General features: G+C 70.0%; 19 protein-coding genes and 1 tRNA gene. 17 read left to right on the forward strand and 3 right to left on the reverse strand.

The features are described from left to right. Nucleotides 1–2: 2 nt before the first annotated feature. Entirely contained in the window at nt 3–194 is a 192-nt protein-coding gene (locus tag IH50_RS0112275; RefSeq protein ID WP_030860372.1) for a hypothetical protein, read from the reverse strand. A 9-nt stretch (nt 195–203) separates the two neighbouring features. Then, on the reverse strand, nt 204–1052 hold the full coding sequence (locus tag IH50_RS0112280) for a helix-turn-helix domain-containing protein (protein WP_030860374.1): 849 nt from the start codon (nt 1050–1052) through the stop codon (nt 204–206). A gap of 256 nt (nt 1053–1308) precedes the next feature. Here IH50_RS0112280 and IH50_RS0112285 point away from each other — a divergent pair, with 256 nt between their 5' ends. From IH50_RS0112285 to IH50_RS0112300, 4 genes are all read left to right on the forward strand, one after another. Beyond that, nucleotides 1309–1722 carry an ATP-binding protein gene (locus tag IH50_RS0112285; RefSeq protein ID WP_030860376.1) on the forward strand — a complete coding sequence of 138 codons (414 nt, stop codon included), beginning with the start codon at nt 1309–1311 and terminating at the stop codon, nt 1720–1722. 241 nt (nt 1723–1963) lie between these two features. Then, a complete protein-coding gene (locus IH50_RS0112290; RefSeq protein ID WP_158801195.1) occupies nt 1964–3577 on the forward strand; it encodes a hypothetical protein in 1614 nt (537 codons plus the stop codon). Between the two features lie 25 nt (nt 3578–3602). Next, nucleotides 3603–4142 (forward strand): GNAT family N-acetyltransferase, encoded by a 540-nt coding sequence (locus tag IH50_RS0112295; protein WP_030860381.1) that lies wholly within the window; start codon nt 3603–3605, stop codon nt 4140–4142. A gap of 163 nt (nt 4143–4305) precedes the next feature. Continuing rightward, the gene (locus IH50_RS0112300) at nt 4306–4557 is read left to right on the forward strand and encodes a hypothetical protein (RefSeq protein ID WP_030860383.1); all 252 of its coding nucleotides are present in this window, start codon (nt 4306–4308) and stop codon (nt 4555–4557) included. Nucleotides 4558–4727: 170 nt separating this feature from the next. On the opposite strand, the gene IH50_RS0112305 is transcribed toward IH50_RS0112300, so the two are convergent. Next, a tRNA-Arg gene (locus tag IH50_RS0112305) sits at nt 4728–4799 on the reverse strand. A 136-nt stretch (nt 4800–4935) separates the two neighbouring features. Here IH50_RS0112305 and IH50_RS0112310 point away from each other — a divergent pair. The 13 genes from IH50_RS0112310 (at nt 4936) to IH50_RS0112370 (ending at nt 19256) form a co-directional block, all read left to right on the forward strand. Continuing rightward, complete coding sequence (locus tag IH50_RS0112310; protein ID WP_199822073.1) at nt 4936–5418, forward strand: response regulator; 483 nt, start codon at nt 4936–4938, stop codon at nt 5416–5418. Between the two features lie 79 nt (nt 5419–5497). Then, a complete protein-coding gene (gene nrtL, locus IH50_RS0112315) occupies nt 5498–6478 on the forward strand; it encodes an ArgS-related anticodon-binding protein NrtL (RefSeq protein WP_030860386.1) in 981 nt (326 codons plus the stop codon). A 16-nt stretch (nt 6479–6494) separates the two neighbouring features. Beyond that, the gene (gene lysA, locus IH50_RS0112320; protein ID WP_030860388.1) at nt 6495–7886 is read left to right on the forward strand and encodes a diaminopimelate decarboxylase; all 1392 of its coding nucleotides are present in this window, start codon (nt 6495–6497) and stop codon (nt 7884–7886) included. A 158-nt stretch (nt 7887–8044) separates the two neighbouring features. Continuing rightward, a complete protein-coding gene (locus IH50_RS0112325) occupies nt 8045–9337 on the forward strand; it encodes a homoserine dehydrogenase (RefSeq protein WP_030860390.1) in 1293 nt (430 codons plus the stop codon). Nucleotides 9338–9343: 6 nt separating this feature from the next. Beyond that, nucleotides 9344–10405, forward strand: coding sequence for a threonine synthase (gene thrC / locus IH50_RS0112330; protein ID WP_030860392.1), 1062 nt, complete (start codon nt 9344–9346; stop codon nt 10403–10405). 387 nt (nt 10406–10792) lie between these two features. Beyond that, entirely contained in the window at nt 10793–11710 is a 918-nt protein-coding gene (gene thrB, locus IH50_RS0112335) for a homoserine kinase (protein ID WP_030860393.1), read from the forward strand. Between the two features lie 402 nt (nt 11711–12112). After that, nucleotides 12113–14149: a transcription termination factor Rho gene (gene rho, locus IH50_RS0112340; protein WP_030860395.1), complete on the forward strand. Its 2037-nt coding sequence runs from the start codon at nt 12113–12115 to the stop codon at nt 14147–14149. 178 nt (nt 14150–14327) lie between these two features. Then, complete coding sequence (locus IH50_RS0112345; protein ID WP_030860396.1) at nt 14328–15416, forward strand: LCP family protein; 1089 nt, start codon at nt 14328–14330, stop codon at nt 15414–15416. A 196-nt stretch (nt 15417–15612) separates the two neighbouring features. Further along, nucleotides 15613–15834, forward strand: a complete 222-nt coding sequence (rpmE, locus tag IH50_RS0112350; RefSeq protein ID WP_015657814.1) for a 50S ribosomal protein L31 — start codon at nt 15613–15615, stop codon at nt 15832–15834. 106 nt (nt 15835–15940) lie between these two features. Next, entirely contained in the window at nt 15941–17008 is a 1068-nt protein-coding gene (gene prfA / locus IH50_RS0112355) for a peptide chain release factor 1 (RefSeq protein ID WP_030860397.1), read from the forward strand. 27 nt (nt 17009–17035) lie between these two features. Beyond that, nucleotides 17036–17881 carry a peptide chain release factor N(5)-glutamine methyltransferase gene (prmC, locus tag IH50_RS0112360; RefSeq protein ID WP_030860398.1) on the forward strand — a complete coding sequence of 282 codons (846 nt, stop codon included), beginning with the start codon at nt 17036–17038 and terminating at the stop codon, nt 17879–17881. A 53-nt stretch (nt 17882–17934) separates the two neighbouring features. Then, nucleotides 17935–18582 (forward strand): L-threonylcarbamoyladenylate synthase, encoded by a 648-nt coding sequence (locus IH50_RS0112365; RefSeq protein WP_030860399.1) that lies wholly within the window; start codon nt 17935–17937, stop codon nt 18580–18582. Continuing rightward, nucleotides 18579–19256: a low molecular weight phosphatase family protein gene (locus IH50_RS0112370; RefSeq protein ID WP_030860400.1), complete on the forward strand. Its 678-nt coding sequence runs from the start codon at nt 18579–18581 to the stop codon at nt 19254–19256. The genes IH50_RS0112365 and IH50_RS0112370 overlap by 4 nt, the downstream gene beginning before the upstream one ends. Nucleotides 19257–19377 lie beyond the last annotated feature (121 nt).

The raw sequence follows: 19377 nt of genomic DNA on the forward strand, positions 1-19377 counted from the left end.
CCCTACAGCAGGTGGTCGGCCTTACCGGCTTTGATGTCGGTGATGAGGGTGCGCAGGGCTTCGAGGGAGTCGGTGAGAGGGCTCTCCTCCTGACCGGCAACGGCTATGTACCCGTTACCGTCGGCATCGGTACCGAGACGGAAGCAGGAGCTGCCCTCGGCGCAGAACGGGGCTTCCCAGGTGATGTCGGGCATCGATACTCCTCAGAGTTGGCGTGAGATGTCGCGGACGAAGTCTCTGGACCGCTCTGGCGACAGAGCCAGACTTTCCAACAGATCGAGCTGCGCCCGGTATTTCGCCAACTGGCCTTCGGCATGGAGGAAGGTGGGCCCGTGAGAGCTGTCCACCTGCACCGTATCGAGCTGCGGGACGGGCCCTTCGATGTGGACGACCGTCTGCCCGGCACCAGGGAAGGCACCGTGGGCGAAGGGCAGAACGAGCACGGTGACGTTGTCCCGCTCAGAGACCTCCAGAAGGTATTCCAACTGGGCGCGGGCCACGTCGGTACCGCCGAACTGCATGCGGAGCGCCGCCTCGTGGATGACCACGACGTACGGGACCGCCTTGTCGCCGGTGATCACCTGTTGGCGTTCGGCACGCAGCGCAAGTCGCAGGGCGACCTCGTGCTCGGGCAAGGCGGGAACCGCGGCCCGGAAGATGGCCATCGCCTGTTCCGAGGTCTGGAGCAGGCCGGGTACGTGCACGGTGTTGGCGCCGCGCATGCGCACCGCGTGGCTTTCGGTCTCCGCGATGTCCAGCAAGCCTTGGGGCAGGATGCCTCGGTAGCGTTCCCACCAGCCCGTACTCGTCTGAGCCATCTCGATGAGTGTCTCGATGTACGTCTCATCGGTCACGTCACAGTTGCAGGCCAAGGTACGCAGGCGATCGGCGCTGATGGTCCGGACCCCGGACTCGATGTTGGAGATCTTGCCCCGGTCCACACCCAGCAGGCCCGCCGCGAACTCCGCGGACATTCCTGACGCGGTACGGATGCGCCGTAGCTCACTTCCCAGCCGCTTCTGCCGCTCTGTGGGGGTCGTCCTCGGGGGCATCGGGATTCCTTCCATCCGAGGCAGGGGTCGTTCGGCGGCGCTCGGAGGCCGCCCTACCTCTCAGTGGTGAATTCTCTTGAGTGCGTGGGAAATTTACCACCGACTGCTCTACTGTCGGTATCGCGCAAGCTACATACAGCAATGCCGGAAGCGCACCGCGCGAGCATGCCCGCCTGCCCTGGGACGGGTGTGCCCGCGATCAGGGCGGTAGGCCACCGGCGAGCCCCGAACCCCCTACAAAGCACTGGAGTTCGTCATGCCCGAAATCCCCCTGGTACCCGTCCACTGGCACTTCCCCGCCCACCCCGCCTCCGTACGGAGGGCCCGCCACGCCGTCACCGAATCGCTGCCGCACGTCTTCCGCCCGCACCTGGGCGACGACCTGAGCCTGCTGACCTCCGAACTGGTCACCAACGCCATCCGCCACGGAGCCTCCCGGGAGGACGAGGACCTCATCGAACTCGTACTGTGGCCGGCCGACGGCCACTACTGGCTCGCCGTCTCCGACCCCGGCACCGGCAAGCCCGTCCTGACTCACCCGGACGCCGCCTCCGAAAACGGCCGGGGCCTGCTCCTCGTCGACAGTCTCGCCACCGCCTGGACCGTCCGCCCCCGCCCCACACGCGGAACCTCCGTGGTCGCGGGCCTCTCTTTCCGCCAAGGCGATTGACCCATCGAAGCGGTCGACCAGGCCGGTCGGATAACACGGCCATGCCCGCGCTGTCCGACCGGCCGGCCCAACTTGACGAAGCCGGAGTCACCGAGCATGACCACCGACCAGGTCCGCCACCGCGAGTGCGCTACATGCTCACCGTTGGACATGGGATTCCTCGCACTGGACTCCGCATGCGTGCTGTCCCTTGCCAACCTCAAGGTTAGGATTCCAGTCTTATCGATCAAGGGGGCGCCCCGTGGACCGCATCGAAAGGCCCGAACTCTTGCCGGACTGCGACGTTCCGGCTCGGCATCGAGGGCCCGACGATTTCGTCGAAACCTGCCTTGTTCGCCTTACGGACGAGACCCTTGCCGACAGTTGGCGCACCAACAGCCTCACCGCCTGCGAGGTTAGAGGCGGCGCCGCCCACGCCGCAGCTGGGTTCGTGGTACAGGCTCCGGGCCCTTGGCACCAAGACCTGCAGCGCATTCTCCGCGCGTCAGGAGCCAACGTTGATCTCCCCCGATACACGCCGGGCGAGTACACACTTGGCCTTTGTTACGTAGCCGGCACCAAGAAACTGCCACGGGGCCTACGGCATCGTGCAGCTGACAGATTGGTCTCCCGCTTCCGTGACGATGCGGGATACGCGGAAGCTCGGCACCTGCTGCCCAAGAACGAATGGGATTGGCTGACGGACGCTGTACGAGAAGGATGGGCAGTGTGGACGGCGCAACTGTTCGCGGATGACGAAACGGCCCCACTGAAGACGCGTATGAGGGTGGGAAGGGCTCTTGCCGAGTACGAGCACCCGACCGGTTACGTGCCCGAAGTCGTGACAAAACTCGTTGCGCATCCGGGTGCTGCGAGTGCCGACCGCCTTGCTGTCGCGATAGCCGTGGCCCACCGCGACCCCAAGGCGGGGGCAGGTCCGCTATGCAGCATCGCATCGGATCCCTTGGTTCAGGTCAGGCACCGGGCACAAGCCATCAAAATGCTGGAGCAGATCGACTTGACCAGGGCCCAGGAGATGCGGGCACTCCAAACCCGCCTTCCCTCGAGCCGAAAAGCTCGTGAGCAGCAGCGTGAAGCAGTTGAATGCGCGAAGCGCGAGGAAGCGGCCCGACGAGAACGCGAGACGCCTGAGGCCGTAGCTGGGCGGCTTGATGCCAAGATCGAAGAAATTCTGAACAGCTTGCGTATCCGGGACGCAGATGATGGCCTCGGCGGTCGTTTTGACGATCACCTTGCCGAGGCCGACTCGCAAGGTGTGGCCCAGGACATCGCCGAAATTTTTGACGCGGTCTGCGATGAAGACATCGACGCCTCCATTCGTCTCTTGGCAACCCTGACTCGCATCAGGTACGGAGATGAGGTCGAAGCGGCCCTGGGCGAATTCGTGTCCGATTATCCGGACGCAGACGTCGTTCCACGACTTACTCAAGAAGGACTGGAGACGTACGCGAAGGAGCGGGCAGAGCGTTTGTGGATTATCTGGAGGGAAGTTGTTGAAGAGAACGGCTGGGATGACGACCAGATCGGTGAAGTGGAGCGTAAGGATGAAGAGATCACCTGGGAAGTTCGCGACCTGATCCTTCGGAAGGCCGGCGATCACCTTCGAGCTCTCGAACACAACTTGACGTGGGAGACCTGGCCAGCCCTCCTGGACGCTGCAGCAGAGAGAAAGTTTGCAGCTGCCTTGGGACACCTGGCAACGGCCCGACTTCTTGCTGAGGAAGCCGAGAGTGCGGAGATCTTGTGGAAGGACGCGATGACGAGGAGTTATTACTTCGATCCGCTGTCAATGTCCTGGCCGCGCGACTTCTGGCTGGTGCTGGAGGAGTGGCGGCACGGCGCGACCGGACGGTGAATTGTGAAGGATCAGGAGTCGTTCCATGTCCGATGAGATCAGGCTACGCCCGGTGACCGGCGAGGATCTCGATCTGTTCGAGCGTGAGTTCAGTGGGCCGGAGGGGACCGGCCCGTACCAGTGGTTCGGCTTCACGTCGCCGGCCGACTTGCGTCGGCGGTTCGCGGAGACCGGCCTGCTCGGCCCCGATGGCGGTGTGCTCTCCGTCGCGGAGGCGGGCAGGACGGTGGGACGGGTCGAGTGGTTCGCCAGTACCTGGGGGCGGCCCGCCACTTCTACCTGCTGGAGTCTGGCGATCGGTCTGATGCCCGCCGCGCGGGGCCGTGGCATAGGCACTCAGGCGCAGCGCCTGCTGGCCGAGTACCTCTTCGATCACACCAGGGTCGAACGGCTTCAAGCCTGGACGGACTGTGCCAACCTCGCCGAGCAGCGCGCGTTGGAGAAGGCGGGCTTCGTCAGGGAGGGCGTGCTGCGCTCCGCGCAGTGGCGCGGCGGCCGGTGGCACGACCAGGTGATCTTCTCCATGCTCCGCGCGGAGCGGCCCGGCGGCGAACCAGGACGGTGATCGTCCCGGCCCCTTCCGGCCCACCCGGACGCGGCCTCCGAAAACGGCCGGGGCCCGCTCCTCGTCGACTGCCTCGCCGTAGCCAGGTACGAGTGATCGACTGATGCGACCCCCGGTCGGCCCCGGCCGGGAGCTTGATCGTTTGAACGTGTACTGTCGCGGTGTGACTGACGACTCTCAGAAGGTCCCGCTCGGGGAACACATCAAGGGTGCCGGGGTCCTTGCAGGCTTTGTCGTCTGGGCACTCACGGTGGGTGTGGCGGGGCTGGTCATCCTCGGCTTCCTCTTGCTCATCCTCTTCATCGTCGGTTTCGTCCTGTACGCGGCTTGGCAGGCGTCAGCGACGTTGGGCCTGATCCTTACGCTGCCCGTTCTGTACGTGGTTCTCGTGACCGCTACGGGCCAGAAATTCTGATCTTCGCGTTTGCGGGGCCTGCCCAGGGCGGATCCCTCAAGATCCTGTCCGCGGATAGCCCACAGGCCGCGTCATAGGGCTGCTCGGAGCGGCACACGGCTGCACATGCACGAAGACCCCGGCATCAGCGTTTCCGCTGGTGACGGGGTCTTTAGGCACTTCCTGCGAAGTGCCCCCGGCAGGATTCGAACCTGCGCACACGGCTCCGGAGGCCGTTGCTCTATCCCCTGAGCTACGGGGGCGTGTCCGTCGCGGTGATCGCGGCGACGGGTAGAACATTACCAGCTCTCCGGGGGTGGTCATGAACCCGTTTTCGCAGCAGGCGGCGGGAGGCCGGGGTCGGTTCGGAGTGCGGGGGGTCGCCCGTGCGGAGTGGAAGTGGGGAAACGCCGGACGCGGTGGCCGGGAGCGACCTACTCTCGAGTTGTGCCAGGCGCATCGGGCCGGGTCCTTGTTGTGGACGACAACAAGGTCATCCGGCAGTTGATCAGGGTCAACCTCGAGCTGGAGGGCATCGAGGTCGTGACCGCGGCCGATGGTGCCGAGTGTCTGGAAGTCGTCCATCAGGTGCGGCCCGACCTCGTCACCCTCGACGTCGTCATGCCGCGGCTCGACGGGCTCCGGACGGCGGCCCGGCTGCGCAAGGATCCCCGGACCAGTCATCTCCCGCTCGTCATCGTCAGTGCCTGCACCCAGTACGAGACCGAGAGCGGGCTCGACGTGGGAGTGGACGCCTTCCTCGCCAAGCCCTTCGAGCCCGGGGAGCTCGTGCGGCTCGTGCAGCGGCTGATCCACGGTCCCCTCGGGCGGGTCCGTGGGCCCGGGGACGCAGAGCCGGCCGCGGGGCACGCCGGCGGGTGAGACCGGTGGCCGTCCACATCCCGGAATCGCGGCCCAACTCATTCGTCTGCCCACCCCCCTCCTCCCCTACGCTTGTCCCGTGACCCCCGTCGAGCTCTCCCGCACCGTGCTGCACGCGGTGCGCCGTGCCGTCGACGAGGGGGAGCTGAGGGTGGCGTTGCCGGAGAAGGTGCTCGTCGCGCCTCCCCGGCCCGGAGGGTGCGGGGACTACGCGACCAATGTCGCCCTCCAGCTCGCGCGGCCGGCCGGACAGCCGCCCCAGCGGGTCGCCGAGATCCTCCGGCCCCGTCTTCTGCGCGCCCCCGGCATCGGGGACGTCGTCGTCACCGGGCCCGGGTTCCTCAACATCAGCCTCGCCGACGCGGAAGGGGCGGAAGGGGCCGCCGGACTCGTCCGCGAGATCCTGCGGTGCGGTTCCCGGTACGGGCACGGCGACGCCCTGAGCGGTCGCACCGTCCGGCTCCGTGCGGCCTCCGAGGTGCGGGCCGTCGTCCACGTCGAGGCGCTCGGCCGGATCCTCCGGTCCCAGGGCGCCGTCGTCCACCTCGACGACGATCACGGCACCGTCGTCCGGCCCGTCCCCGCGCCCGCCGACCCCTTCCGCCTCGGCCCCGACGCCGCCCGCTGGGCCCTGCTGCACCCCGCTCCGCACGACCGGCCCCGGATCGGCGACGAGCATCTGGTGCAGCGGGAGGGCAATCCGCTGTTCCGGGTCCGGTACGCCCATGCCCGCACCCGGGCGCTGCTCCGTAACGCCGCCGACCTCGGGTTCGGTCCCGAGCCCGGTCCCGTGGCGGAGGGCCGGGCGTTGGTCCAGGTCCTCGCCGACCACCCCCGTGTCCTCGTCGCCGCCGCCACCCACCGCGCGCCCGACCGGCTCGCCCGGCAGCTCGTCGCCGTCGCCGATGCCGTGCTGCCGCTGCTGCCCGCCGTCCTGCCCCTCGGCGACGAGAAACCCTCGGCCGCCCACCGCGCCCGGCTCGCGCTCGCCGACGCCGCCGGGACGGTGCTGGCCGGCGGCCTGTCCCTGCTCGGCATCGACGCACCCGACCATCTCTGAAGAGAGCACGCGAACAATGAGCCGTTCCGCCCACCCCGCCGGGCCCCGTCACGCCGACGTCCTCCCCGAGGGGCACTACTCCGCACCGCCCACCGACCTCAACGCCCTCGACTCCAAGGTGTGGGCCGAGACCGTCACCCGTGACACCGACGGTGTGCTCACCGTCGGCGGGATCGACGTCAAGCGGCTCGCCGAGGAGTACGGCACCCCCGCCTACGTCCTCGACGAGGACGACTTCCGGAGCCGGGCGCGGGCCTGGCGCACCGCCTTCGGCAGCGACGCCGACGTGTTCTACGCCGGCAAGGCGTTCCTCTCCCGGGCCGTCGTGCGGTGGCTGGACGAGGAAGGGCTGAACCTCGACGTCTGCTCCGGGGGCGAACTCGCCACCGCGCTCTCCGCCGGGATGCCCGCCGAGCGCATCGCCTTCCACGGCAACAACAAGTCCACCGGTGAGATCCGGCGGGCCGTCGAGGCCGGGGTCGGGCGGATCGTGCTCGACTCGTTCCAGGAGATCGTCCGGGTCGCGCACATCGCGCGGGAGCTCGGCGCGCGGCAGCGGGTGCAGATCCGTATCACCGTGGGCGTCGAGGCGCACACCCACGAGTTCATCGCCACCGCCCACGAGGACCAGAAGTTCGGCATCCCGCTGGCCGGCGGGCAGGCCGCGGAGGCCGTGCGGCGGGCGCTGCAGCTCGACGGGCTCGAGCTCATCGGGATCCACTCCCACATCGGGTCGCAGATCTTCGACATGTCCGGGTTCGAGGTGGCCGCGCACCGGGTGGTGGGGCTGCTCAAGGACATCCGGGACGAGCACGGGGTCGAGCTGCCCGAGATCGACCTCGGGGGCGGGCTCGGGATCGCGTACACCAGTGACGACGACCCGCGCGAGCCGCACGAGATCGCCAAGGCGCTGACCGAGATCGTCACCCGGGAGTGCGAGGCCGCGCGGCTGACGACCCCCCGGATCTCCGTCGAGCCGGGGCGGGCCATCGTCGGGCCCACCGCCTTCACGCTCTACGAGGTCGGCACCGTCAAGCCGCTCGACGGGCTGCGGACCTACGTCTCCGTGGACGGCGGGATGTCGGACAACATCCGGACCGCGCTGTACGACGCCGAGTACAGCGTCGCCCTCGCCTCCCGTGTCTCCGACGCCGAGCCGATGCTGTGCCGGGTCGTCGGCAAGCACTGCGAGAGCGGGGACATCGTGGTGAAGGACGCCTTCCTGCCGGGGGACCTGGCACCCGGTGACCTCATCGCCGTCCCCGCGACCGGGGCGTACTGCCGGTCGATGGCCAGCAACTACAACCATGTGCTGCGTCCGCCCGTCGTCGCCGTCAAGGACGGCGAGGCGCGCGTGATCGTGCGGCGGGAGACGGAGGAGGACCTCCTCCGGCTCGACGTCGGATGAGCGGCGACGGCAGGAACACCGACCGGGAGGCGGAAGATCTTCCGCCTCCCCGGTCGTGAAAATGAAATAGATGTCTCACGATCCGGACATAACGCAGAAAGTTCCGTCCGGTGAGTGAGACTGGTGCAACCGAGACGGTAATCAGGAAACGAGGTCGGATGATGCGTACGCGTCCGCTGAAGGTGGCGCTGCTGGGCTGTGGAGTGGTCGGCTCAGAGGTGGCGCGCATCATGACGACGCACGCCGACGACCTCGCCGCCCGGATCGGGGCCCCGGTGGAGCTCGCGGGCGTGGCCGTACGGCGGCCCGACAAGGTGCGCGAGGGGATCGACCCCGCCCTGGTCACCACCGACGCCACCGCGCTCGTCAAACGCGGCGACCTCGACATCGTCGTGGAGGTCATCGGCGGCATCGAGCCCGCCCGCACGCTCATCACCACCGCCTTCGAGCACGGCGCCTCCGTCGTCTCCGCGAACAAGGCCCTCCTCGCCCAGGACGGCGCCGCGCTGCACGCCGCCGCCGAGGAGCACGGCAAGGACCTCTACTACGAGGCCGCCGTCGCCGGCGCCATCCCGCTGATCCGGCCGCTGCGCGAGTCCCTCGCCGGTGACAAGGTCAACCGGGTGCTCGGCATCGTCAACGGCACCACCAACTTCATCCTCGACAAGATGGACTCCACGGGCGCCGGCTACCAGGAGGCGCTCGACGAGGCCACCGCGCTCGGGTACGCCGAGGCCGACCCCACCGCCGACGTCGAGGGGTTCGACGCCGCCGCCAAGGCCGCCATCCTCGCCGGGATCGCCTTCCACACGCGGGTGCGGCTCGACGACGTCCACCGCGAGGGCATGACCGAGGTCACCGCCGGCGACTTCGCCTCCGCCCGGGAGATGGGCTGCACCATCAAGCTGCTCGCCATCTGCGAGCGGGCCGAGGACGGGGCGTCGGTCACCGCGCGGGTGCATCCGGCGATGATTCCGCTCACCCACCCGCTGGCCTCCGTGCGCGGCGCGTACAACGCCGTGTTCGTCGAGTCGGACGCCTCCGGGCAACTGATGTTCTACGGGCCCGGCGCCGGTGGCGCGCCGACCGCCTCCGCCGTGCTCGGTGACCTCGTCGCCGTGGGGCGGAACCGGATCGGCGGGACGACCGGACCCGGTGAGTCCGCGTACGCCGCGCTGCCCGTCTCGCCGATGGGCGAGGTCGTCACGCGGTACCACATCAGTCTCGACGTGGCCGACAAACCGGGCGTTCTCGCCCAGGTCGCGACCGTGTTCGCCGAACACGGCGTCTCGATCGATACGGTTCGCCAGTCGGGCAAGGACGGTGAGGCCTCCCTCGTCGTCGTCACCCACCGTGCGTCCGACGCGGCCCTCGGCGGGACCGTCGAGGCGTTGCGCAAGCTCGACACCGTGCGCGGTGTCGCCAGCATCATGCGGGTTGAAGGAGAGTAACCAGCAATGACCCACCAGTGGCGCGGAATCATCGAGGAGTACCGGGACCGGCTGCCGGTATCCGACACCACGCCGGTCGTGACGCTCCGCGAGGGCGGCACGCCGCTCGTGCCCGCGCAGGTGCTCTCCGAGCGCACGGGCTGCGAGGTGCACCTCAAGGTCGAGGGCGCGAACCCGACCGGGTCCTTCAAGGACCGCGGCATGACCATGGCCATCTCCAAGGCCAAGGAGGAGGGCGCCCAGGCCGTCATCTGCGCCTCCACCGGCAACACCTCCGCCTCCGCCGCCGCGTACGGGGTGCGGGCCGGGATGGTGTCCGCCGTCCTCGTGCCGCAGGGCAAGATCGCGCTCGGCAAGATGGGGCAGGCGCTGGTCCACGGGGCGAAGATCCTCCAGGTCGACGGCAACTTCGACGACTGCCTCACGCTGGCCCGCGCGCTGAGCGACAACTACCCGGTGGCGCTGGTCAATTCGGTCAATCCGGTACGGATAGAAGGCCAGAAGACGGCCGCCTTCGAGATCGTGGACATGCTGGGCGACGCCCCCGACATCCACGTCCTGCCGGTGGGCAACGCGGGCAACATCACCGCGTACTGGAAGGGGTACAAGGAGTACGCCGCCGACGGTGTCAGCACGCGGACGCCGCGCATGTGGGGCTTCCAGGCCTCCGGCAGCGCGCCGATCGTGCGCGGCGAGGTCGTCAAGGACCCGTCGACCATCGCCACCGCCATCCGCATCGGCAACCCCGCCTCCTGGGACTTCGCGCTCGCCGCGCGGGACGAGTCGGGCGGCGCCATCGACGAGGTGACGGACCGTGAGATCCTGCGCGCCTACCGGCTGTTGGCCTCGCAGGAGGGCGTCTTCGTCGAGCCCGCGTCCGCCGCGTCGGTCGCCGGTCTGCTGAAGGCCGCCGAGCAGGGCAAGGTCGACCCGGGGCAGAGGATCGTGTGCACCGTCACCGGCAACGGTCTGAAGGACCCGGACTGGGCCGTCGCCGGCGCCCCGCAGCCGGTCACCGTCCCCGTGGACGCCGCGACCGCCGCCCAGCGGCTCGGCCTCGTCCAGTAGCCGCGGGACCATACGCGACGTCGTCCGCAAAACGGGCGTAAGAGCGCGTCCACCTGGGGAATTTCCCTAGAGGGGGTGCACGGGGGGCTTGCGACACGCATCGTGCGCCTCCTGTGCGCCCTATGTCGCCACTGAACCTTCCTTCGATAGGCTGTACCGAACCCGCCCGCCGCATATGCCGCGGTATCGCGGCGTCTCCGTGGTCCGGAAAGCGGCCCGGAGCGACCGGAGAGCGGCCGGCCACCCCGGTCGGCGGCGATCCCGGGAGTCGGCCCCCAGGGGTTGACCCCAGGGGGTTTCGTACACCCTCGAATGTCCATCGAATGCCCTCGAACGTTCATCGAATGTCATTCGACAGTCACGCAGCTCAAGGAGAGTCTTCGAGCGATGGCCGGTCCCGCGTTCCGCGCCGCCGCCGTCCGGGTGCGCGTCCCCGCCACCAGCGCCAACCTCGGCCCGGGCTTCGACGCCCTCGGCCTCGCGCTGGGTCTCTACGACGACGTGGTCGTCCGGGTGGCCGACTCCGGACTGCACATCGACATCGCCGGTGAGGGCGGCGAGACCCTCCCGCGCGACGAGCGCCACCTGCTCGTACGCTCCCTGCGCACCGCCTTCGACCTGCTCGGCGGACAGCCCCGCGGCCTGGAGATCGTCTGCGCCAACCGCATCCCGCACGGCCGGGGCCTGGGCTCCTCCTCCGCCGCCATCTGCGCCGGCATCGTCGCCGCCCGCGCCGTGACCATAGGCGCCGAGGCCAGGCTCGACGACACCGCGCTCCTCGAACTCGCCACCGAGATCGAGGGCCACCCCGACAACGTCGCGGCCTGCCTGCTGGGCGGTTTCACCCTCTCCTGGATGGAGCGCGGCGCGGCCCGCGCGATCAGGATGGAGCCCGCCGATTCCATCGTTCCGGTGGTTTTCGTGCCCGGGAAGCCGGTTCTCACCGAGACCGCGCGCGGACTGCTCCCGCGCACCGTGCCGCACGTCGACGCCGCCACCAACGCGGGCCGTGCCGCCCTGCTCGTCGAGGCCCTCACCCGGCGCCCCGAGCTGCTGCTGCCCGCCACCGAGGACCGACTGCACCAGGAGTACCGCGCCCCGGCCATGCCCGAGAGCGCCGCCCTGGTGGAGCGGCTGCGGGGGGACGGGATCCCCGCGGTGATCTCCGGCGCCGGACCCACGGTCATGGCGCTGGCGGACGCGGAAACGGCCGACAAGGTCGAAGCGCTGGCCGGCGACGACTGGGCCGCCAACCGGCTCGGCCTCGACGTGCGGGGCGCGAGCGTGCTTCCGCTCGCCACCTGACACACGGTTGCCGGATTTGGAGAGGGGGAATGTTTGTTGGATCCGGTAGTGTTAACCTCAAGTCTGCACCCGACCCCACCATGGCGAGGTGCCTCGTGTCCCCGTCCGGGACAGACATTCTTCCGGGAGCCCCCCAAGCCGCACTGTGTTCTCTGCTACGTACGCGGGCAGTACGTCGTACGCGAACGCTGAACGGCCCGCGGGGCGGGCTTCGGAACCGGTGCGACCACGCCACGTGACACTGGGTGCCACGGCTCGGGGAAGCGCCATCACCAGATATCTCTTCCGCCGCTCAGGCGGACAACCGCCCCGGCACGGTTCACACAGCAAGGACCGATGCCGGACAGCACAACCGGTCGCCGAGCCAGACAGGCCGACGTCCGCTCCAGGGAAGGACCCTTCGTGAGCGACACCACCGATCTGATGGGCGCACGTGTCGAGGAGACCGCTGCCGCGCCCGCCACGGACGCTTCCGCGCCTGCCACCGGTGCCGGCTCCCGGCGGCGCCGCGGTACCGGCCTCGAGGGCATGGTGCTGGCCGAGCTGCAGCAGGTCGCATCAGGCCTCGGAATCAGGGGCACCGCGCGGATGCGCAAGAGCCAGCTGATCGAGGTCATCAAGGAGGCGCAGGCCGCCGGAGGCGCCGCCCCGGCCAAGGCCGAGTCCGCCGCCGAGACCAAGCCCAAGCGCCGCGCCACCTCCCGGACCCGTACGGGTGAGGCCGCCGAGAAGAAGGCCGACGCCCAGGCCGAGCAGGCCCCCGCCGAGAAGGCCGCGGCCCAGCAGCAGATCGAGATCCCGGGCCAGCCCTCCCCGAAGGCCTCCGAGCAGGCCGAGGAGGCCGCTCCCGTCGAGCGCCGCCGCCGTCGCGCCACCGCCGAGGCGGGCGCCCCGGCCGCCGCCGCGACCGAGACGGTCACCGCCGAGGCGAAGGCCGAGCCCAAGGCCGAGACCCCGGCCCAGCAGCAGTCGCAGCAGCAGGGCGACGCCAAGGGCGACCACGACGGCGGCGAGGGCCGCCGCCGCGACCGCCGTGAGCGCGGCCGCGACCGTGACCGCGGTGAGCGCGGCGACCGCGGAGACCGCGGTGAGCGGGGCGACCGCGGGGACCGTCGCGGCAAGGGCGACGACCAGCAGGGCCAGGGCCGTCAGCAGAACCAGCAGGGCGGCGGCCGGCAGGACCGCCAGCAGCACGACGACGACGACTTCGAGGGCGGCCGTCGTGGCCGTCGCGGACGCTACCGCGACCGCCGTGGCCGTCGCGGCCGCGACGACATGGCCTCCGAGCCGCAGCTCGCCGAGGACGACGTCCTGATCCCGGTCGCGGGCATCCTGGACATCCTCGACAACTACGCGTTCATCCGGACCTCCGGCTACCTGCCCGGCCCGAACGACGTGTACGTCTCCCTCGCCCAGGTCCGCAAGAACGGCCTGCGCAAGGGCGACCACGTCACCGGCGCCGTGCGCCAGCCCAAGGAGGGCGAGCGCCGCGAGAAGTTCAACGCGCTGGTCCGCCTGGACTCCGTCAACGGCATGGCGCCCGAACACGGCCGCGGCCGCCCGGAGTTCAACAAGCTCACCCCGCTCTACCCGCAGGACCGCCTCCGCCTGGAGACGGACCCGGGCGTGCTCACCACGCGGATCATCGACCTCGTGTCGCCGATCGGCAAGGGCCAGCGCGGTCTGATCGTGGCCCCGCCGAAGACCGGCAAGACCATGATCATGCAGGCGATCGCCAACGCGATCACCCACAACAACCCCGAGTGCCACCTGATGGTCGTCCTCGTCGACGAGCGTCCGGAAGAGGTCACCGACATGCAGCGGTCGGTGAAGGGCGAGGTCATCTCCTCGACCTTCGACCGCCCGGCCGAGGACCACACCACGGTCGCCGAGCTCGCCATCGAGCGCGCCAAGCGCCTGGTGGAGCTGGGCCACGACGTCGTCGTACTGCTCGACTCGATCACCCGTCTGGGCCGTGCGTACAACCTCGCCGCCCCGGCCTCCGGCCGCATCCTGTCCGGTGGTGTCGACTCGACCGCCCTGTACCCGCCGAAGCGCTTCTTCGGTGCGGCCCGCAACATCGAGGACGGCGGCTCGCTGACCATCCTCGCCACCGCCCTGGTGGACACCGGGTCCCGCATGGACGAGGTGATCTTCGAGGAGTTCAAGGGCACCGGCAACATGGAGCTCAAGCTCGACCGGAAGCTCGCCGACAAGCGCATCTTCCCCGCGGTGGACGTCGACGCGTCCGGTACCCGCAAGGAGGAGATCCTGCTCGGCAACGAGGAACTGGCCGTCGTCTGGAAGCTGCGCCGGGTGCTGCACGCGCTCGACCAGCAGCAGGCGATCGAGCTGCTCCTCGACAAGATGAAGCAGACCAAGTCGAACGCCGAGTTCCTGATGCAGATCCAGAAGACGACGCCGGGCAACGGCGACTGACGTCACGCTGTCCGCCGGAAGGGCCGCTCCCGCGAGGGGGGCGGCCCTTCCGCGTGTCATCTGCTCCTGCGTTTTCCTGTCCGCCCCGACGGCGGGACGATGGAGGCCGTACGGCGGTGACGGCCCGGGGCCGGCACCGGGTGCGGGGGTGACCGACCGAGGACGAGCCGAGGAGCACATGCCCGCCGAGAGCACACCGGGCCACCGGGACGAGGGGCGCCGGAGCAAGGGCCACCGGGGCCTGAGGGCCGCGGCCTGGGCCGCCGCCGGCATCGTCGCCCTCGGCGGCGCCGGCGCCGGATACGTGTACCTCAAGCTCGACGGCAACATCGAGAGCCTCGACATCGACCGGATCCTCGGCGACGACCGGCCCGAGGAGGCCGGCAACGGCTCCGAGAACATTCTCGTCCTCGGCTCCGACACCCGCTCCGGCGGCAACGAGGAGCTCGGCGGCGGCCCCGACGGCACGAGCGCCCGCTCCGACACCGTGATGATCGTCCACGTCCACGAGGGCCGCACGAGGGCGAGCGTGGTCTCCGTCCCGCGCGACACCCTCGTCGACCGCCCCGAGTGCACCGGCACCGACGGCGCCACCCACCCCGCCGCGCACGCCGTGATGTTCAACTCCGCCTACACCACGGGCGGGGCGGCCTGCGCGGTGAAGACCGTCGAGTCGGTCACCGGCCTGCGCATGGACCACTACCTGGAGATCGACTTCACCGGCTTCCAGAAGCTCGTCGACGCACTCGGCGGCGTCGAGGTCACCACCGGCGAGAACATCGAGGACCCGGACAGCCACCTCCACCTGAAGGCCGGCACCCACCGGCTCGACGGCGCACAGGCCCTCGGCCTGGTCCGCACCCGGCACGGCGTCGGCGACGGCTCCGACCTCGGCCGCATCCGGCTCCAGCAGGCCTTCCTCAAGGCCCTGGTACGGCAGGCCGGGCAGGTCGGCGTCCTCACCGGCCCCAAGAAGCTCTACGACCTCGCCGACACCGCCACCAAGGCCGTCACCACCGACTCCGCCCTCGGCTCGGTCAACGCCCTGATGTCCTTCGCCTCCGGCCTGAAGAACATCACCCCCGCCGGCCTGCACATGATCACCCTGCCGGTGACCTACGACCCGGCGAACGCCAACCGGGTCCTGATCAAGAAAGCCGAGGCCCAGCAGGTCTGGAACGCCTTGAGGAACGACAAGCCGATCCCCAAGAGCGCCACCGAGAACACGGTCAGGGATGAAGCGAGGGGCGTCGTGAGCGCCCCTTAAGGGGCGCGGGGCTGTATCGATGTGCGGCTCCGCCGCGTGGGCGCGACAAGCCCCCACCGGCCCGCAGGGAATACACAACGCGAACCCCCGGTTTTGGGTGATGGCGCCAGTCCTGGCAGACTGGTAAACCGGCCCCGGTTCACGCTCCCGCACCCCGCGGATGCGACCCGGTGCCCTCCCGAACCTAGGAGACACCTTGAAGCGCGACATCCACCCCGAGTACGTCGAGACGCAGGTCAGCTGCACCTGCGGCGCGTCGTTCACCACCCGCAGCACCATCGAGAGCGGCACCATCCGCGCCGAGGTCTGCTCCGAGTGCCACCCGTTCTACACGGGCAAGCAGAAGATCCTCGACACCGGTGGCCGTGTGGCCCGCTTCGAGGCCCGCTTCGGCAAGGCCGCCGGCTCCAAGAAGTAGCGAGCCCCATACCGCCGGTCCACGGCCGTGCCCCCGTCCGGGGGCAGGCCGGGACCGGCGTTTTTGGTCGCCCGCCCCTTCCCCCACGTAATCGCAGGAGCCCAAGATGTTCGAGGCCGTCGAGGAACTCGTCGCCGAGCACGCCGACCTGGAGAAGAAGCTCGCCGACCCGTCGGTCCACGCCGACCAGGCCAACGCGCGCAAGCTGAACAAGCGCTACGCCGAGCTCACCCCGATCGTCGCCACGTACCGCTCCTGGAAGCAGACGGGCGACGACATCGAGACCGCGCGCGAACTGGCCGCCGACGACCCCGACTTCGCCGCCGAGGTCAAGGACCTGGAGAAGCAGCGCGAGGAGCTCACCGAGAAGCTCCGCCTCCTCCTGGTCCCGCGTGACCCCAACGACGACAAGGACGTCATCCTCGAGATCAAGGCGGGCGCCGGCGGCGACGAGTCCGCCCTGTTCGCCGGCGACCTGCTGCGCATGTACCTGCGGTACGCCGAGCGCGTCGGCTGGAAGACCGAGATCATCGACGCCACCGAGTCCGAGCTGGGCGGTTACAAGGACGTCCAGGTGGCCGTGAAGGCCCGCGGGCAGACCGAGCCCGGCCAGGGCGTGTGGGCCCGGCTGAAGTACGAGGGCGGCGTGCACCGCGTGCAGCGCGTGCCGGCCACCGAGTCGCAGGGCCGCATCCACACCTCCGCCGCCGGTGTCCTGGTGACCCCCGAGGCGGAGGAGGTCGACGTCGAGATCAACCCGAACGACCTGCGCATCGACGTCTACCGGTCCTCCGGACCCGGCGGGCAGTCCGTCAACACCACCGACTCCGCCGTGCGCATCACGCACCTGCCGACCGGGGTCGTCGCCTCCTGCCAGAACGAGAAGAGCCAGCTCCAGAACAAGGAGCAGGCGATGCGTATCCTGCGCTCCAGGCTGCTCGCGGCGGCGCAGGAGGAGGCGGAGCGGGAGGCGGCCGACGCCCGCCGCAGCCAGGTCCGCACCGTCGACCGCTCCGAGAAGATCCGCACGTACAACTTCCCGGAGAACCGCATCTCCGACCACCGCGTCGGCTTCAAGGCGTACAACCTCGACCAGGTCCTGGACGGGGAGCTCGCCGCGGTGATCCAGGCCTGTGTCGACGCGGACTCCGCCGCCAAGCTCGCCGCCGCGTAAACCCCGTAGACAGCCCGGAGGACCGTCGTGAACCTGCTGCTCGCCGAGGTGGCCCAGGCCACCCAGCGGCTCGCCGACGCCGGCGTGCCCTCGCCGCGCACCGACGCGGAGGAGCTCGCCGCGTTCGTGCACGGCGTCAAGCGCGGCGAGCTGCACACCGTGAAGGACTCCGACTTCGACGCCCGGTACTGGGAGGTCATCGCCCGCCGCGAGGCCCGCGAGCCGCTCCAGCACATCACCGGGCGGGCGTACTTCCGCTACCTGGAGCTCCAGGTCGGCCCCGGGGTGTTCGTGCCGCGGCCCGAGACCGAGTCGGTGGTCGGCTGGGCGATAGACGCCGTCCGCGCGATGGACGTCGTCGAGCCCTGCATCGTCGACCTGTGCACCGGCTCGGGCGCCATCGCGCTGGCGCTCGCGCAGGAGGTGCCGCGCTCGCGCGTGTACGCCGTGGAGCTGTCCGAGGACGCCCTCCAGTGGACCCGCAAGAACATGGAGGGGTCGCGGGTCGAGCTGCGCCAGGGAAACGCCCTGACGGCCTTCCGGGACCTCGACGGCCAGGTCGACCTGGTCGTCTCCAACCCTCCGTACATCCCGCTCACCGAGTGGGAGTACGTCGCCCCGGAGGCCCGCGACTACGACCCCGACCTCGCGCTGTTCTCCGGTGAGGACGGCCTCGACCTGATCCGCGGCCTGGAGCGCACCGCGCACCGGCTGCTGCGCCCCGGCGGGGTGGTCGTCGTCGAGCACGCCGACACCCAGGGCGGACAGGTCCCGTGGATCTTCGCCGAGGAGCGCGGGTGGGCCGACGCGGCCGACCACCCCGACCTGAACAACCGCCCCCGGTTCGCCACCGCCCGCAAGGCGCTGCCGTGAGCACCCCGCATACTTCATTCCCCCAGCAGCACCCGTACGAGGAGGCCCGCTAGATGGCTCGCCGATACGACACCAACGACGCGACCGACCGCACGACCGGTCTGCGCGAGGCCGCCTCCGCCGTCCGCCGGGGCGAGCTCGTGGTGCTGCCGACGGACACCGTGTACGGGATCGGCGCCGACGCGTTCACCTCGGAGGCCGTCGCCGATCTGCTGGAGGCCAAGGGCCGGGGCCGCAACATGCCCACGCCCGTCCTCATCGGCTCCCCGAACACCCTGCACGGCCTGGTCACCGACTTCTCCGAGCTGGCCTGGGAACTGGTCGACGCGTTCTGGCCGGGCGCGCTGACGCTGGTCGCCCGGCACCAGCCGTCGCTCCAGTGGGACCTGGGGGACACCCGGGGCACGGTCGCCGTGCGGATGCCGCTGCACCCGGTCGCCATCGAGCTGCTCACCGAGGTCGGGCCCATGGCCGTGTCCTCGGCGAACCTGACCGGCCACCCGGCGCCGGAGAACTGCGACGCCGCGCAGGAGATGCTCGGCGACTCCGTCTCCGTGTACCTGGACGGCGGACCCACCCCGGGGAACGTGCCCTCCTCCATCGTCGACGTCACCCGGCCCGTGCCCGTGCTGCTGCGCGAGGGCGCGATCTCGCCGGAGGAGCTGCGCAAGGTGGTACCCGACCTCGAGGTGGCGAATTGACGGCCCCCGAGTCGGGGCGTGGCATAGGCAACGGGGAATCCAGCGCGGAGATCACGACGACCTTCGGTTTCCCGCGCGACACCTTCCGCATCCTCCACGTCAGTACCGGAAACGTGTGCCGCTCGCCCCTCACCGAGCGGCTGACCCGGCATTTCGTGAGCCAGCGGCTGGGGATCCTGGGCGGCGGGCTGATCGTGGAGAGCGCGGGCACCTGGGGGCACGAGGGCGCGCCGATGGAGGCCCACGCGGAGACCGTGCTGGCGGAGTTCGGGGCGGACGCGTCGGGGTTCGTGGGGCGTGAGCTGCTGGACGAGCACGTGATCCGGGCGGACCTGGTGCTGACCGCTACGCGGGATCACCGGGCGCAGGTCATCTCCATGGGGCATTCGGCGGGGCTGCGGACGTTCACGCTGAAGGAGTTCACGCGGCTGGTCAACGCGATCGATCCGGCGACGTTGCCTCCGCTGGACGAGGGGCTGGTCATGCGGGCGCGGGCGCTGGTGCGGGCTGCGGCGGCTCTACGCGGGTGGCTGCTGGCGCCTACGGCCGAGGCGGATGAGGTGTACGACCCGTACGGGGCGCCGCTGACGTTCTTCCGGTCGATCGGGGACGAGATATTCGAGGCGCTGGATCCTGTGGTGACGGCGCTGACCGGGGTGCCGGCCCGGACATAGGTGTCCGGCCGTCGGGGTGGGTTCGCAGGCCTCCGGCGTTGTTCCGCTGTGCCCACCCTCCCCCATTGCCCGAAAGGCATGGGAGGCACCCCCATCGCCCTGCGGAACGACTGCCCACAGC

It is taken from the genome of Streptomyces sp. NRRL S-37, from assembly GCF_000721605.1.
Taxonomy (GTDB): domain Bacteria; phylum Actinomycetota; class Actinomycetes; order Streptomycetales; family Streptomycetaceae; genus Streptomyces.

Excerpts from the sequence above, each read along its gene's own strand:
- IH50_RS0112295 (WP_030860381.1), top strand. The coding sequence starts at position 3,603 with ATGTCCGATGAGATCAGGCTACGCCCGGTGACCGGCGAGGATCTCGAT.
- IH50_RS0112365 (WP_030860399.1), top strand. The coding sequence starts at position 17,935 with ATGGCTCGCCGATACGACACCAACGACGCGACCGACCGCACGACCGGT.
- IH50_RS0112285 (WP_030860376.1), top strand. The coding sequence starts at position 1,309 with ATGCCCGAAATCCCCCTGGTACCCGTCCACTGGCACTTCCCCGCCCAC.
- IH50_RS0112280 (WP_030860374.1), bottom strand. The coding sequence starts at position 1,052 with ATGCCCCCGAGGACGACCCCCACAGAGCGGCAGAAGCGGCTGGGAAGT.
- IH50_RS0112345 (WP_030860396.1), top strand. The coding sequence starts at position 14,328 with ATGCCCGCCGAGAGCACACCGGGCCACCGGGACGAGGGGCGCCGGAGC.
- thrB (WP_030860393.1), top strand. The coding sequence starts at position 10,793 with ATGGCCGGTCCCGCGTTCCGCGCCGCCGCCGTCCGGGTGCGCGTCCCC.
- IH50_RS0112275 (WP_030860372.1), bottom strand. The coding sequence starts at position 194 with ATGCCCGACATCACCTGGGAAGCCCCGTTCTGCGCCGAGGGCAGCTCC.
- prfA (WP_030860397.1), top strand. The coding sequence starts at position 15,941 with ATGTTCGAGGCCGTCGAGGAACTCGTCGCCGAGCACGCCGACCTGGAG.
- IH50_RS0112325 (WP_030860390.1), top strand. The coding sequence starts at position 8,045 with ATGATGCGTACGCGTCCGCTGAAGGTGGCGCTGCTGGGCTGTGGAGTG.
- lysA (WP_030860388.1), top strand. The coding sequence starts at position 6,495 with ATGAGCCGTTCCGCCCACCCCGCCGGGCCCCGTCACGCCGACGTCCTC.
- thrC (WP_030860392.1), top strand. The coding sequence starts at position 9,344 with ATGACCCACCAGTGGCGCGGAATCATCGAGGAGTACCGGGACCGGCTG.